A 15,305-nucleotide genomic window follows, 5' to 3' on the forward strand; every position below is an offset into this window, starting at 1 on the left:
TCCGTGGTGGTCCGGTCCGGGCGGTGCCGTCTCGACGGCCCCGTGGTCCTCGGGTGGTCGGGTGCGTGGGGTGCGGCGCGTGCGGGGGGGGGGGGGCATGCGTGGGGCGGGCGGGGCGCGTGCGGGTGGTGACTGGGGCGCGTCGGGCGGGTGGGGTGCGCCGGGCAGGTCGGGTGCTCAGGCGCCGCGGACGTCCGGGGTGAGGGTCCGGGGCAGCCGGCGGACGGGGCGCACGAGGAGCAGGGCGACGGCGCAGCCGAGTCCGACGACCGCTCCCGCGAACAGCAGCCGGTGCGCGCCCAGCAGGCCGGTGGCCGGTCCGGCGACCGCCTGGCCGAGCGGGACGGCCAGGATCGACCCGGCGATCTCGTACGCGGCCACCCGGTTGAGCCGGTCCTCGGGGATCTGGGTCTGGACGGAGGTGGCCCACTGGACGCCCCAGAACGCCCAGCCGACGCCGCTCACCGCGTACCCGAGGACCAGCAGCGGCACCGGGGGCACCAGTGCCGCCGACAGCGGCATCAGCGGGAAGAGCAGCATCGCGACGGCCCCGCCGAGCAGCGGGCGGGCCGGGCGGATCCTGATCGCGAGCAGGCCGCCGAGCACGCAGCCGACCCCGAACGCGCTCTCGGCCCAGCCGAACGCGGCCTTGCCGTGCGCGTCGATGATGGAGACCGCGCCGACCGGCGTGATCGGGCCCCAGACGGACACGCCCAGGACCCACCAGATCAGGATCACGGTCCACAGCCAGGACCGGGAGCGGAACTCGTCCCAGCCGGTGCGCAGGTTCTCCAGGGTGGAGGTCGAGCGGTCCGCCTCGAACGGCGGCAGTCGCAGCGCCGCCAGGCACGCCCCGCTCACCACGAAGGTGAGCGCGGTCGCGGCGAACACCGAGGCCGCCGAGACGGACGCCACCAGGGTGCCGGCCAGCGCCGGGCCGGCCATGGCGGCGATCCCCTGGCTGACCCGCAGCACGCCGTTCGCCTGCTGCGGGTCCGCGGCGACCTGCGGCACCAGGCTGGTCAGGCCCGGCTGGAACAGGGCGGTCGCCAGGCCGCCGAGGACCGCCGCCGCCACCAGCACCCCGAGCGGCGGCCGCCCGAGCCACAGGTAGCCGGCGAGCGCGGCCTGGACCGCGCAGCGCAGCGCGTCCGCGCCGATCATCTGCGGCCGCGGGTGGAACCGGTCGGCGAACACCCCGCCGAACACGACGAACAGCGCGAACGCCGCCATCCAGGCGCCGAGGGTGAGGCCGACCGCGCCCACCCCGTAGCCGAGCGCGAGCATGGCGACGGCCGTGGCGACCGGGATCATCGTGTCGCCGAGCACCGCCATGGTGCGGGCGGTGAAGTAGAGGCCGAAGTTCCGGGTCCAGAGGCGGGCGGGCGCGGCCACGGTCGTGACCATGGAGGGGGCTCCTTCGGGAGGTCCGCCGCCCGGGCGGGCGGTCGGCGGTCGAGCGGGCGGGATGCCTGAGCGGTGGCGGCCGAGCAGGCGGGATGCCTGAGCGGTGGCGGCCGAGCAGGGGGATGCCTGAGCGGGGGCGGGCGGGCGGGCGGTGGCGGGTGGGCGGCCGAGTGGTGGCGGGCGGTTGGTGGCCGGCGCTGGGTGGCCGGCGGGCGGGCCGGCCCCGGCTCACAGGTCGAGCCGCACCCCGTAGGTGCGCAGCCAGCTGTCCGTCTGCAGCGCCGTCTCCAGCGCCGCCCGGCTGACCCCGTCCTCCAACGCCGCCGTCCCCCGGCGCGCCACCGCGTCCCTGAGCCCGGCCGAGAGCAGCGGGGCGATCGGGCTCTCCGGGGCCAGCACGACCTCGGCCAGCCGCTCGCGCAGCACCCGGTCGTAGGCCCCGGCCCGGAGGTTCGGGTAGGGCGTCTTGATCCGCATCGCCACCGCGTCCGGGAGCAGACCGGCCATGGCCGCGCGCAGCAGGCTCTTCTCCCGGCCGTCGAACCGCTTCATCTCCCACGGGATGTTGAAGGTGTACTCGACCAGGCGCGGGTCGGCGAACGGGACCCTGATGTCGAGCCCGGCGGCCGTGCCGAGTCGGTCGAGCCGGTCGAACAGCACCCGGGTGTGCCGGGTGTGCGCCAGGTACGTGACCTCGCGGTAGCGGGCCTCGACCGGGTCCCGGAGGTGGTCGCCGGCCGCGAGCTCGGCGACCGCCGCGCTGTGGCAGTCGCGTTCGTAGCCGGCCAGGTCGAGGTCGTCGAGCAGGCCGCGGTCGAACAGGACGTCGGTGCCCCGGAAGCGCGGCCGTCCCTCGTCCACCCACGGGAAGGTGTCGGAGGCGACCCACTCGGGCAGGCGGTTCCAGTTGTAGCCGCCGAAGACGTCGTCGCCGCACTCCCCGGAGAGCGCGACGGCGGCGTGCTCGCGGGCGGCGCCGAACAGCAGGCGCAGCGAGGCGTACTGGTCGCCCTTGTTGATCGGGACGTCGTACGCGCCGAGCACCGCGGCCCGCAGCGCCGGGTCGAGCAGGTCGAGTCCCCGCAGCGACACCTCGCCGTGCTCCGCGCCGACGTGGTCCGCCATCAGCCGGGCGTAGACGTGGTCCTCGTTGCCCTGCTCGCCGGCCTCCCCGGCGGGGTCGTGGTCGTTGACGGCGAGCGAGCGGATCGGCCCGCGGCCCTGGTCACGGGCGGCCCGGGCGGCCAGCGCGGTGAGCGAGCTGGAGTCGAGCCCGCCGGAGAGCAGCGAGCACGGGAGCTCCTCGCCGTCCAGGTGCGCGGCGACGCCCGCCTCCAGCAGCTCCCGCACGGTGGCGACGGTCCGTTCGAGGTCGTGCGGGTGCTCGCCCACGCTCAGCCGCCAGTACGGCCGCTCGACGGCGCCCGCGCGGCCGACCCGCAGGGTGCTGCCGGGCACGACCTCCCGCATGCCCCGGAAGATCGCGTGCCCAGGCACCCTGGCCACGGAGAGGATGTCCCGCAGCCCGTCGGCGTCGACGGCCGGCTCGAAGTCCGGGTGGGCGAGGACCGCCTTCGGCTCGGAGCCGAACAGCACCCCGTCGGCGGTCCGCGCGTAGAACAGCGGCTTGACGCCCATCCGGTCGCGGACCAGCAGCAGCTCCTCCCGCCGCGCGTCCCAGACGGCGAGGGCGTACGTCCCCTCCAGGCGGGTGACGAAGTCGGCCCCCCACTCCAGGTACGCCTGGAGCACGGCTTCGGCGTCGGTGCCCGCCTCGGTGCGGCGACCGGCCGCGCCGAGCCCGGCCCGCAGCTCGCCGAGGTTGGTGAGGTGGCCCGCGTACGTGACCACCGCGTGCGGGCCGGAGCCGTCGCCGGCCACCAGCGGCAGCCCGCCGCCGTCGCGGGCGTGGCCGGACCACCGGTGGCCGAGCGCCGCGTGCGCCGAGCACCACAGGCCCTCGCCGTCCGGGCCGCGTCGGGCCAGGGCCGCCGTCATGGCCCGGGCGACGTCCTGCGCTCCCGCGACGTCGCGGGAGAAGTCGACCCAACCAGCTATACCGGACATGCGTACTCCAGGGAGAGGGGACGGGGAGGGAGACGGGCGACGCGGGAGGAGGGAGGGCGCCGGCGACCGGGGCCAGGCGACCGGGGCCGGCGACCGGGGGAGGCGACCGGGGGAGGCGACCGGGGGAGGCCAGGGGGGCCAGGCGACGGGGGACCGGCTACCGGCTACCGGACGGTGTAGTCGCCGTGGATGTCGCAGGCGTACCACTGGGCGAGCGCGCGCAGGCTCTCGCGGAGCTCGCCCGAGGCGCGCCAGTCCAGCTCGGACTCGATCAGCCCGGTCGCCATGGTCCATTGCTCGACCGTCGGGTCCTGGACCCACTCCCACGGGGTGCGGCGCGAGACGTCGGCGAGCAGCCCGGCGAGGTCCTGCTCGGAGAAGGCCGCCGAGGCGACGTTGAAGACCGGCGTGGTCGGCGGGGCGGACAGCACGGTGTGCAGCGCGTCGGCCAGGTCCCGGTGGTCCAGCACCTGGTGCCTGCCCAGCGGGTTGAGCGACAGCGGGCGCCTGGTCCACGCCAGGCGGACCCACCGGACGGCGGGGCTGTCGGCCGCGGCGTACGGGCCGACCGGGTCGGCCGAGCGCAGCACCTGGACCGGCACGCCGTGCTCCTCGCCCCACCGGCGGCACCGCTGCTCCTCCTGCCACCAGCCCAGCGCCACCTCGTCCGCCGGGGCCCCCGTCAGGGAGTCCTCGGTCACGACGGCCTCGCCGCTGCCGCGGTAGACGGCCGCCGAGCCGGCGTAGACCAGCCGCGCCACCCCGGCCTTGCCGGCCGCCGCGAGCACGTCCGCCAGCAGCCCGTCGGCTCCCGGGCGGCCGAGGTGGACCACGTACCGGACGCCGTCGAGGTCCGCGGCGTCGACCGGGCCCGGCAGGTGCTCGGCGTCGTGGCCGGCGTCGGCCAGCAGCCGCGCCAGTTGGCGGCCGAAGTCGGCCGCGGCGCCGGTGACGGCGACCCGGGCGAGCGGTTGGGGCCGGGGGGTGCGCGCGGAGGGTTCGGCGCCCGCCCGGCGGCCGTCGGCCAGGGCGGCCAGGGCCAGGTCCCGCACCGCCGGGGCCATCGCCAGCAGCTGTCCGGCGGGGTACTCCTCGCACAGGCCGCCCGAGCCGAGCGTCTCCATCACCGCCGCCGCCACGGCCGGGTCCGGCGCGGGCGCGTCGGCGGTGACGACGCCGAGGGCGAACGCGGTCAGCCAGACGGCCCGGTCGGCGCCGGCGGGCAGGGCGGAGGGCCCGGCGGCGGCGAACCCGGCGAGGCAGGCGTCGAGCAGCCCGGCGCGCCGCAGGTACCGCTCGGTCTCCAGGTACTCCCACTCCGTGCCGTGCCGCACGGCGCACCGGGCCTCGCCGTACTGGTAGAACGGCACGACGGGGAAGCGCGGGCACGGGCCGGCCGGGGCGGCTCCGGCCGCCCCCGTGGCGTCCGGCCCGGTGGCGGCCGGCGTGGTGTGGGCCGTTCCGGCGGGCGCGGTGGCGGTGGCGGTGGCGGTGGCGAGGACCGTGCCGCCGGTGAACAGCGTGGCCTGGCGGAAGCCGTGGTACGTGTTGCCGGCCAGGCTGGGCAGGTCGTCGTGCTGCACCGTGCTGGGCGTGCAGAACCGCACCGGGACGCCGAGCGAGTTGAGGTACCGCTGCACCACCACGTCGTACGGCCAGCCCTCGCCGTGCTCCTCCTGGAACCGGGCGTAGCCCCGGGCCACCCCGGCCGGCAGCATCAGCGCCTGGCAGGGCACGTGCTCCTGGAGGGTGTACGCCCAGGGGGTGCCGGTCAGCGCGGCGAGCCGGGCGACGGCGCCGTTGCGGGCCTCCCAGCCGGCGTAGAACGCGACCGCCTCGTCCGGGACCTCCGCCGCGATCCGCTCGGCGTGCTCGTAGAAGCCCTCGGCCAGCACCACGTCGTCCTGGAGCACCAGGTGGTGCGTGGCGCCCGGGTCCACGCAGGACCAGGACAGCGGGGCGACGCGCAGCGCCGTCGGGCGCCCGTCGGGCTCGGGGTCCATCACCACGCGCACCCGGCCGTGCGGGTCGGCGTCGGCGAGACGGCGGGCTTCCGTCTCGCGCTTGGGGTGGCTCATCACCGCGCCGCTGAGCCTCACCGGACGGCTGGTGGCGGCGGGGCCGGCGGCACCGGGACTCGTGGCGGCGGGGTGGGCGGCATCAGGACTGGTGGCATCCATGGGACTACCTCACTGGGGTGGGGGGACGAGCGGGGTGTCGGGGAAGGACGGTCCGGCCGGGCCGGCCGGGCTCGGGCCGGCTTCAGTCGGAGGTGGCGGCGCTCGCGTTGCGCACCTTGCGCTCGTTGTCCTCCAGGCCGTGGTCCGAGCCCTGCGCGCGCTCCAACCGGATCATGTCGACGGGCCGGTAGTTGAGGATGTACGCCCGCCGGACCCCGTCCGTGGTGTTGCCGCGGGAGTAGTGCAGGGTGCCGCCGGCGTGGGCGACGGCCTGCCCGGCCGACACCGGCACCGCGGTGGCGCCGGGCTCGTCCTCGGAGCAGTCGGTCTCGATGTTCTTGCCGTCGCTGGTGGGCCGGTGCGGGCGCAACGGCTCGGTGTGCGAGCCCTTGACGTACCACATGCAGCCGTTGTCGGGGACGGCGTCGTCGAGGGCCACCCAGATCGAGACCGCCCGGGTGTCCGGCAGGTCGATCCAGTAGGCCGCGTCCTGGTGCCAGGGCGTCGCAACGCCGGTGCGGGCGCCCTTGTGGATCAGCATGTCGAAGTCGAGCGCCGCGTCCTCGCCGATCAGCTCGCGGGCCAGGGCCAGCGCCCGGTCGTGCAGCGGGAGGTCGAGGATCGGCCCGTGCAGCGCGGAGGGCCACATGATCTGCGTGATGTTCTCGGCCGCGCCCTCGGCGCGGGGTGCGTGCGAGCCGAGGTCGGAGCGCTTGTCGCCGCTTTCGATCGCGCCGCTCAGGAATCGCTGGTAAATGTCGCGGTAGAGCTCGACCTCTTCGGGGGAGAGCAGCGTTCCGGCGAAGGTGAAACCGTCCTCCCGGAACGTCTTGGCAAGGTCGGTGGGGGTGCTCGTTGCCATGGGCGGAAACCTTTTCCTTCCTTGATGGTTCCGGCACCGCTCCGGAAACCTGGGAGCGGGTTTCCGGGCACGCTGGATCACGGCGCGGAATTTCACGGACACGAATGGGAATCGGTACCGGTCGTTGTTTCCGGGCGGCCCTGGTGGGGCGGCCGACCGGGCGGCCGGTTTTCATCGGTGGGGGCGTCGAAGGGGCCGGCCGGCACTGCCGGTCGGGTGGCTGATCGGGTGGCCGGTCGGGGTGGCCGGGTCGGGGCGGGTGACCCGTCGCCTCGGGGCGGGTCCGGTGGTCGGGGAGGTCAGCCGGCCTCGGCGACCCGGATCCGGTCGCGGTCCTCCGCGCTGGTGCGGGCGGCGGCGTCCAGGGCGGCGAGCATCCACTCGGCCAGGTCGCAGTTGGCCCGGTCGGCGGCGTCCTCCCACAGCCCGCGCCGTGCGTGCGTGACGGCCAGTCGCAGCTCGACCGCGAGCGGGCGGGCGCCCGCCCGGGGGATCGCGGCGGACCGGATCCGGCGCCGGAGTTCGTTGCGGGACCAACCGCCCTCCTGGGCGCGGTCGAGCCAGCTGTCCTGGGACTGGGGGGCCAGTGAGGCGACCTCGGCGTGGTGCTGCATGCTCAGTGCCGGCCGCCTCCGCCCGGGCGGGAACTTCCGGGCGATCCAGGCGTAGTTGCGCAGGGTCTGGTAATCCAGCGACGTTTCCTCGACGGCTTTCCGATAGCGCTCCGGATAGCGCTCCTGCCCGTAGACGAGCCAATCGCCGAGCCACCAGGTGGCGGAATCCACGGTGGCCCCGAGATTCTGCCCGATGCGCAGCCACACGTCGATGGGGAGGCGCGCTGGAAGGGTGAGCGAGGTCTGGTCCCGGGAGACTTCATACCCCCTTCCGGCGCGCCTCCCCAGAATCCTCACATCGTGTTGCCGATCTGCATCCCTCACTGCACATCCTCCCCGTTCTTCAGCAACAGCTGATCATTTTGGGGAACGAACGGCACCACTTCAAGGTCTAGACCAGTAGATCCGGGCCCGCCGTCCCGCCGGCGGGACATGGCCGCGTCAGCCTCCTGAGCGCGACCGGTCCTTTTCCCCAGCTTCGGGTGGAACCCGCGCATCCCGGTCATCCACGCCGGAGTGGGACATCGCGAGGGCCGGACGTCGCCGGGGTCGAACGCCGCCAGGGCAGGCCGTCGCCGGGGCAGGCCGTCGCGAGGGCCGGACGTCGCCGGGGCAGGCCGTCGCCGGGGCCGGACGCCGTGCGGCCGGGCAGCCCTCGAACCCTGGCGTCCCGTCGGCCCCGGCGGCAACAATCGCCGAACCCGCGCCCACCACCGAAGGGAATCCCCGTGACCGTCCGGGAGAGCGTCTCCGCACACGGGCTGCCCGTGCGCGTCCAGCACCGGCTGAACCCGTACGCCTACATGCTCGACGACGAGGGGTTCGCCGAACTGCTGACGGAGCTCGCCCTGCGCCGCGCCGAGAGCATCTGGCGCAACCACACCGCCGCGCCCGCCGACGCGCCCCGCGGCCCCTACCCCCGGGCGAGCATGGGCTTCGTCCTGCTGGACCCGACGGCCCCCCGCTGGGTGCCGGACGAGCGGGCCGTCCTGGCGGTCGTCACCGTCGGCGAGGAGGGCCACCGCTTCCTGGTCAACGCCGCCGCCAAGGCCGCGGGCCACCGCCGGCTCGGGCGCAACCACGGCGAGGCCGTCCTCGTCGACCCCCACCTGTGCGGCAGCGGCGCGTTCCGCTACGGGCACTCCGCCGAGGTCCGCGGCCAGATCGTCGGCGCGAGCTCGCAGTCCCCCGACCAGGACCTCCACGAGGCCGGACGGCTCGCCGCCGACCTGGTCAACGCCGTCGCCGAGCACCACCTGGCCTGGGAGGAGCGCGTCGGCCCCGGCGACTGGTACGCCGCCACCGACGAACCCCATCCGACCTGGCCCGCCATGATCGCCTTCGCCACCCCGGCCGCCCCGGCCACCGCGGCCCCCGCGCACTGAGCCGTCCCCCTGGCCCGGGGCGTGGGCCCGTCCGGCTGGGCGAGGGCCGGTGTGGCCGCGGACTAGGCGTGCTCGCGCGTCGCCAGGGCGAGGGTGGAGCCGTGGCGGCCCTTGCGGACCAGCAGCTGCGCCGGGATCCGGGACCTCAGGTCGGCGACGTGGCTGACGATGCCGACCGCGCGGTCCCGCTCGCGCAGGCCGTCGAGGACGTCCATCACCTCCTCCAGGGTCTGTTCGTCGAGCGAGCCGAAGCCCTCGTCGATGAAGAGCGTGTCCAGCGGCATGCCGCCCGCCTCGTCCGTGACCACGTCGGCCAGGCCCAGCGCCAGCGCGAGCGAGGCGAAGAAGCTCTCGCCGCCCGACAGCGTCGCGGTGTCCCGCTCGGTGCCGGTCCAGGCGTCCACCACGCGCAGCGCGAGGCCCGAGCGCTTGTTTCCGGTGCCCCGGTCGTCGCTGTGGACGAGGGTGTACCGGCCGCCGGACATCCGCACCAGGCGCTCGCTGGCCGCGGCGGCCACCTGCTCCAGCCGCGCGGCCAGGACGTACGACTCCAGCCGCATCCGCAGCCGGTTCTCGGCGGAGGTGCCGGCGGCGAGGGCGGCGAGCCGGTTGATCCGGGCGAACCGGTCCAGCGCCGGGGCCAGCGAGGCGGCCAGCTCCGCCAGCTGCCGGCCGATCGCGGCCAGTGCCGCGCAGCGCTCGCGGGCCGCCTCCTGCGCGGCGTGCGCCCGGCGCAGCCGGTCGACGGCCGCCTGGAGCCGGGCCTGGGTGCCCGGCAGGTCGGCCGGCGGGCGGGCCGCGGCGGCGGCCAGCTCCGGCTCGGTGAGCTGCTGCTGCGCGGCCGCCAGCTCCGAGTGGTACCGGGCGAGCCGGCCTTCCAGCTGCTCGCGCCGCTCCTTCGGCAGCAGGACCGCCGCGGCCGCCTCCGCATCCGGGAACCCGGCCGTCGCGGCGGCCCGGGCCAGTTCGTCCTCGGCGTCCCGGAGGCGCAGCACCGCGTCCGCCGCGGCCCGCGCCGCCTCCGCGAGCGCCGCCACGGCGGTCGCGAGCCGGGCGAGTGCCGCGGCCCGGTCGGCCACCGAGGGCGCGTCGCCGCGCGCCGCCGCGACCTTGCGGCCGAGCTCCTCCTGCTCGGAGTCGAGCGCCTGGATCCGGTCGGTGAGCACGGCGGTGCGCTCACCGGCGTCGCGCAGCTCGGCGAGCCGGCGGTTCCGGTCGTCCGCCAGCCGTTCGAGCTGCCGGGTGAGCGGGCCCAGCGACTCCGCCGCCCGCAGCGCCTCGCGGCGCTCCCGCTCCACCGCGGCCAGCGCCTCGGCGAGGGACTCCGCGCCGTCCGGCCCGGCCGCGCCGGCCGCGGCCGCCTCGCGCACCTGGAGGCCCGCCAGTTCCCGCTCGGCGGCGTCGGCCGCCTGCTCGGCCGCCGCCTGGGCGGCCCGGGCGCGCTCCTCGTCCTCCGCGCCGACCTGACCGCCGGCCGGGCGGGCCGGCTCGGGGTGCTCCGGCGAACCGCAGACCCGGCAGGCCTCGCCCGACCGCAGCTGCGCCGCCAGCTCGGCGGCCATGCCGGTGAGCCGGCGCTCGCGCAGGTCCTGGCTGTGCTCGCGGGCGTCCAGCGCCTCGGCGCGCAGCGCCAGCGCCCGCGGCTCGGCCGCCCTGATCTCGGCCCGCAACGCGTCCCGCCGGCGCGCGGCGGCCAGCCGCTCGGTGACCTCGGCGTGCCGGGCGTCCAGCTGCTCGACCCGGGTGCCGGCCGCGCGGGCGGCGGTCTGCTCCTCCTGCAGCGCGCCGAGCCGGCCGTCGAACTCGGCCAGCCAGTCGGCCGCCTCCTCGGCGAGCTCCTCGGCGCGGCACCGGTCGGCGTCCAGCGCCTGCTGCTCGCGGGCGAGCACCAGGCACTTCCGCTCGTCGGCCTGGGCCGCCTCCAGCCGGACCACCTCGGCCCGCAGCCGGTGCTCGGCCCGGGCCAGCTCCTCGGCGCCGGCCCGGGACAGCGCGGCGCCCTCGCCACCGGGCACGGCGGCGAGGGCCGCCCGGCGTCGGCGCTCCTCCTCGGCGGCCGCACGGTGGGCCTCGGCGGCGGCCCGGCGCAGGTGCAGCACGGACTCCACGCCGACGGCCGCCTGGGCGTCGGCCAGCCGGCGGCGGTCGCGCTCCATCGCCGGACCGCCCTCGGTGAGCCGGGCGGCCTCGCGCGCCGCCGCCTGGTGACGCCGCTGGAGGCCGGCCAGCTCCTCGGCCCCGGCCCGGGCGCGCTGGGCCGCGCGGTGACCGGCCTCGGCTCCGGCCAGCGCGGCGTCGGCGACGGCCAGCTGCTCGGCGGCCCCGCTGCGCAGGATCGCGGCCCAGCCGAGCACACCGGCGGTGAGCTCGGCGGCGGCGTGGGCCGGCTCGTCCTCGGCCGGCACCCAGCCGTCGGCCGGTTCGGCCTGCGGGCCGGCCGCCTGCTCGGCCTTGCTGGCCAAGTCCCGCAGCCGGCGCCGGCCGGCCTGGACGGCGGACTCCTGGGCCCGGCGCTGCTCGGCGAGCCAGGACTCGACGTGCTGGAACCGCTCGGTGTCGAACAGCCGCCGCAGCAGCTTGCCGCGCTCCTCCGAGTCGCCCTTGAGGAAGCGCGCGAAGTCGCCCTGCGGCAGCAGCACCACCTGGCAGAACTGGTCCCGGCTCATCCCGATCAGCCGGTGGATCTCCTCCCCGGCCTCCTGGTGGGACTTGCTGACCGCCCGCCACCCCGGGGCACCGTCGCCGGCGTCGGCCGCCCACTCGCGCAGCAGCGTCTGCGCCCGCTCGACGGTCGTCCCCTTGCCGACCTTCTTCGGCCGGAGCTGCTCCGGGAGCCGGGTGACCTGCAGCCGCCGCCCGCCGAGCGTGAGTTCGAGGCGGATCTCGGTCAGCCGCGCCGGGTCGGCGTGGTCGCTGCGCAGCCGGTTGGCCCGGCGGGTGCCGGGCACCTCGCCGTAGAGGGCGTAGCAGACCGCGTCCAGCACGCTGCTCTTGCCCGCGCCGGTCGCCCCGCGCAGGAGGAAGAGGCCGCCGGCGGCGAGCGCGTCGAAGTCCACCGTCTCGGTGCCGGCGAACGGGCCGAAGGCGGTGACGGTGAGCCGGTGGAGTCTCATCGGGGCAGCTCCGCCTTCCGCTCGCCGGTCGCGCGGACCGTCTCGAAGCCCTCGCGCAGCCAGCCCAGCTCGTCCGGGTCCGGCTCGGCGCCGGGGCGGACGTGCCGCAGGAAGCCCTCGGCGATCTCCAGGTCGGCGCGCCCGCTCACCCGCGCCGCGTACGAGGGGGAGGCGGCCGCCTCGGTCTCCTCGGGGTCGAACAGCAGCTGCAGGGTGTGCGGGAAGCGGCGGCGCAGCCGCTCCATCGGCTCGCCCGGGCGGACCGGGTCGGTGAGGGTGGCCTGCACCCAGTGCTGCTCGTGCTCGGCGTACTCCTCGCCGGTGAGCAGCTCTTCGAGCCGGCCGCGCAGGCAGGCCAGCGGGCGCGGCTGCGGGCAGTCGACCCGCTCGGCGGTGACCGAGCCGTCGGCGGCGAGGTCGACCAGCCACATGGTCTTGCGCTGCCGGGCCTCGGAGAAGGAGTAGGCGAGCGGGGAGCCGCTGTAGCGCAGGTGCGGGGCGAGCGTCTGGCAGCCGTGCAGGTGGCCGAGCGCGGCGTAGTGCACGCCGTCGAAGACGGCCGCGGGCACCGACGCGACCCCGCCGACCGCGATGTCCCGCTCGCTGTCGCTCGGCGCGCCGCCGGTGACGAAGGCGTGCGCCAGCACCACGGCGCGGGTGCCCGCGGGGCGCTCGGCGAGGTCGGCGCGGACGGCGTCCATCGCGGCGCCGAGCACCGCCGCGTGGCCGCCGCGCTCCAGCCCGAACTGCTCGCGCACCAGCGTCGGCTCCAGGTAGGGCAGGCCGTAGACCGCGACCGGGCCGTGTTCGTCGGCCAGCAGGACGGGCACCGCGCACTCGCCCGGGTCGGTGCGCAGGTGGACGCCGGCCCGGCCGATCAGGCCGGCGCCGACGCCCAGCCGGCGGGCCGAGTCGTGGTTGCCGCTGATGAACACGGTGGGCACGCCCAGGGCGGCCAGCCGGTGCAGCACGTCGTCGAACAGGGCGACCGCCTCCAGGCCCGGCAGCGCCCGGTCGTACACGTCGCCGGCGACCAGCACGGCGTCCACGCGCTCCGTCCGGACCACGGTCACGAGGTGGTCCAGGAAGGCGCGTTGGGCGTCGTGCAGGCTCTCCCGGTGGAAGGAGCGCCCGAGATGCCAATCGGAGGTATGCAGCAGTCGCATGGTCCCCGACCCTAACGTCCGTCACTGACAACCGGGCCCGATCAGGGGGCGCGGGGGTGCCGGGGAGGGCGGCCCGGTGGTCGCTCTCGGTGGATTGTCGGTGACGGTGTGTATGGTCGCGATCGCCGGCGCGGCCCCGGGATCCGGGGAGGTGCGCCTGTGCGGCCGAGGTGGCCGCGTGCGTGATCACGATCCAGTGGGAGGAACGATGTCCGTGCAGTCCCAGTTCTTCGACGTGCGGTCCCGGTGCCTGGACCTCGCCGAGCCGGTGGCGCGGCGGGTGCGGCGGGTGCGGGCCCGGGTGGGCGTGCGGGTCCGGGCGGGGGAGGGGGCGCGTGCCGCCGCGGTGTCCGGCGGGCGCCGGGCGCCGGCGCCGCCCGGGCGGCCGTCCGGGAGTCCGCCGGTGCGGTCGGCGGTGCGGCGGCCCGGTCCGGGCGGGCCGGCCGGTGGCGGTCCTTCGGGCGGTCCGCCGGGTGGTCCGCCGTCCGGCGGGCGCGGCGTCGGCCGGCCACCGGGCGGTGCGGCGGGCGGCGCGGGCCGGGGCGGTCCCGTCGTGCCGGGCGGGCCGGGTGCCCGGGCGCGGCAGCGGGGTCGCTCGCGCGGCGCGCCGCCGCCGCTGCCGGTGGCGTTCGCGCTGGCCGTGCGGGCGGCCGACTTCGCCGGGCTGGCCCGCCACGGCCTGTTCGGCCGGCTCGCCTTCCGGGAGTACCTGCGCCGGACGGAGTCCCAGCTCAGGGCCCTGCGCGCGGAGGGGGTGGAGGTGCACCTGCGGGTGCTCGAACCGGCCGACTACGAGGACTACTGCGAGGCCTTCGGCTTCGACCCGGCGGGCGCGGCCGCGCGGGTCGCGTTCGCGGCCGACCCGGAGCTGGCCGGCGAGCCCTTCGTCTACGCGGGGGAGCGGCTGACCGCGTTGCTGCCGCTGCTCGCCGACGACCACCGCGCCCGGGTGCGGATCACCGTCGCCTGCGGTGCGCTGCTGGCGGCGGTCGGGGAGGGGCCGGCCGGGCAGCCGCGGCTGGTCGCGGTCATGCGGTACGTCACCTCGGTCTACCTGGCGCTGGCGGAGGGTGCCGGCGAGGGGCGCCACCTGCTGACCCTGCGCTGCCACGGACCGGAGGACGGCGAGGAGCTCACCGCCGCGTCCGAGGTCCGGATCCGGGCCGGCCGGCTGTTCGACGGCGGCCGGGACGCGGAGGCGTTCTGCGTCACGCTGGCGGCGGGCGCGGCCGCCGGCGGCGCGGGCGCGCTGCTGCTGCACGGCGATCCCGCGGCGCCCGGCGGCCAGGTGGTGCGCGGCTGGGCGCTGGCGGACGGGCGGCTGCGGCCGATGTCGGGGCCGGAGGTGTTCGACTCGCTCGCCGACGACGTGGGCCGGGGCCTGCCCTTCCCGCCGGGCGCCGTCCCGCTGCCGGGGTTCGTCCTGCCCGGCTTCCCGGACGTGGGCCACCCGGAGGACTTCCCGGACGAGGGTTTCCCGGACGACGTTCCGGACGGGGGTTTCCCGGGCGACCTTCCGGAGGCGGGCCAGCCGCCGGAGGACGGCGGTGGGCCCCTGGGCTGACCAGGTGCTTCAGGCCTCCGTGTCCACCATGCGGCGCTGGGGACTGTTCATCGACCGCCTGTTCGGGGAAGATTTCGGGGAAGATCAACAGCAGAGGCGGGCGGTGCCCCACCCCGCCGCCTCCGCCGCTCCGCCCTGAACCGCGCGCCGCAGGTCCTCCCCGCGCACCGTCGGTCCGGCGAGCCCGACACCGAAAGGGGGACGCATGAGCCGGATCGAGTACAGCGCGGAGATCGCCGAACTGCTCGGCAAGGTGCGACGGCGTCCCACCGCGGGCTGGCCGTGGCGACCGGGTGAGTGCGTACCCGCCGGGCTGCCGGTCAAGCAGTCCTGGGGCTGGCTGTTCGCGCCCGACGGCCGGGTGCTGACCCTGGTCAACCCCAGGGACGGCATCGTCTCGCTGCCCGGCGGCTCGCTGGAGCCCGAGGACGCGGGCGATCCGGGGTCCGCCCTGGCCCGTGAGGCGGCCGAGGAGGCCCAGGCGCTGATCGGCACGCCGTACTACCTCGGCTACCTCTACGACCGGGTGGGTTCGGCGAACGGCGGCCACGAGTGCGCCCGGGTCCGGATGGCGGCGGCGCTGCGGGCCGTCGGCCCCAGCGCGCCGGACCCGGCCTCGGGGCGGCACTACCGGCGGCTGCTGGTCGCGCCCGGCCTCGCGGTCGAGCTGCTCGGCTGGGGCGAGCCCGGCCTGCGGCAGGCCCGCGCCGCGGTGTCGGCCGGCGTCCGCCGGCTCGGCGTGCCCGCCGCCGCCAACGAGACCATCGAGGAGCTCCCGGTCGAGGGCTGCGAGGTCTTCCCCGGCCCGGTCCACCCCGGCGCCGTCCCCCCGGGTCCGGGCTCGGGCTCGGTCTAGACGAGTAGTTCCGAAGTCGGTCAGTGGTCGTAGGCGATGAGCGAGCGGGTGACGGGTCGGCCGGTGGCTCGGTTGTGCCAGATCGCGCAGG

General features: G+C 76.9%; 10 protein-coding genes. 3 read left to right on the forward strand and 7 right to left on the reverse strand.

Going from position 1 to position 15,305, the window contains the following annotated elements; all coding sequences use genetic code 11:
• Positions 1-177: 177 nt before the first annotated feature.
• From ACFVHB_RS04120 to ACFVHB_RS04140, 5 genes are all read right to left on the reverse strand, one after another.
• On the reverse strand, positions 178-1,407 hold the full coding sequence (locus tag ACFVHB_RS04120) for an MFS transporter (RefSeq protein WP_380314709.1): 1,230 nt from the start codon (positions 1,405-1,407) through the stop codon (positions 178-180).
• A gap of 228 nt (positions 1,408-1,635) precedes the next feature.
• Positions 1,636-3,474 (reverse strand): asparagine synthase (glutamine-hydrolyzing), encoded by a 1,839-nt coding sequence (asnB, locus tag ACFVHB_RS04125; protein ID WP_380314711.1) that lies wholly within the window; start codon positions 3,472-3,474, stop codon positions 1,636-1,638.
• Positions 3,475-3,638: 164 nt separating this feature from the next.
• Entirely contained in the window at positions 3,639-5,654 is a 2,016-nt protein-coding gene (locus ACFVHB_RS04130) for an NAD-dependent epimerase/dehydratase family protein (RefSeq protein ID WP_380314713.1), read from the reverse strand.
• Positions 5,655-5,736: 82 nt separating this feature from the next.
• Complete coding sequence (locus ACFVHB_RS04135) at positions 5,737-6,516, reverse strand: phytanoyl-CoA dioxygenase family protein (protein WP_380314715.1); 780 nt, start codon at positions 6,514-6,516, stop codon at positions 5,737-5,739.
• A gap of 299 nt (positions 6,517-6,815) precedes the next feature.
• Positions 6,816-7,427 carry an LmbU family transcriptional regulator gene (locus ACFVHB_RS04140; protein ID WP_380314717.1) on the reverse strand — a complete coding sequence of 204 codons (612 nt, stop codon included), beginning with the start codon at positions 7,425-7,427 and terminating at the stop codon, positions 6,816-6,818.
• Positions 7,428-7,858: 431 nt separating this feature from the next.
• On the opposite strand from ACFVHB_RS04140, the gene ACFVHB_RS04145 reads away from it, so the two are divergent.
• Positions 7,859-8,515 carry a hypothetical protein gene (locus ACFVHB_RS04145; RefSeq protein WP_380314719.1) on the forward strand — a complete coding sequence of 219 codons (657 nt, stop codon included), beginning with the start codon at positions 7,859-7,861 and terminating at the stop codon, positions 8,513-8,515.
• 62 nt (positions 8,516-8,577) lie between these two features.
• On the opposite strand, the gene ACFVHB_RS04150 is transcribed toward ACFVHB_RS04145, so the two are convergent.
• Positions 8,578-11,628: an AAA family ATPase gene (locus tag ACFVHB_RS04150; protein WP_380314721.1), complete on the reverse strand. Its 3,051-nt coding sequence runs from the start codon at positions 11,626-11,628 to the stop codon at positions 8,578-8,580.
• Positions 11,625-12,794: an exonuclease SbcCD subunit D gene (locus ACFVHB_RS04155; protein ID WP_380314723.1), complete on the reverse strand. Its 1,170-nt coding sequence runs from the start codon at positions 12,792-12,794 to the stop codon at positions 11,625-11,627. The genes ACFVHB_RS04150 and ACFVHB_RS04155 overlap by 4 nt, the downstream gene beginning before the upstream one ends.
• A gap of 208 nt (positions 12,795-13,002) precedes the next feature.
• On the opposite strand from ACFVHB_RS04155, the gene ACFVHB_RS04160 reads away from it, so the two are divergent.
• Both ACFVHB_RS04160 and ACFVHB_RS04165 read left to right on the forward strand, forming a co-directional pair.
• On the forward strand, positions 13,003-14,358 hold the full coding sequence (locus ACFVHB_RS04160; protein WP_380314725.1) for a hypothetical protein: 1,356 nt from the start codon (positions 13,003-13,005) through the stop codon (positions 14,356-14,358).
• Between the two features lie 205 nt (positions 14,359-14,563).
• On the forward strand, positions 14,564-15,214 hold the full coding sequence (locus tag ACFVHB_RS04165) for a hypothetical protein (protein WP_380314727.1): 651 nt from the start codon (positions 14,564-14,566) through the stop codon (positions 15,212-15,214).
• The last annotated feature ends 91 nt before the right edge of the window (positions 15,215-15,305 follow it).

The organism is Kitasatospora sp. NPDC127111, assembly GCF_042677465.1.
In the GTDB taxonomy this organism is placed as follows: Bacteria; Actinomycetota; Actinomycetes; order Streptomycetales; family Streptomycetaceae; genus Kitasatospora.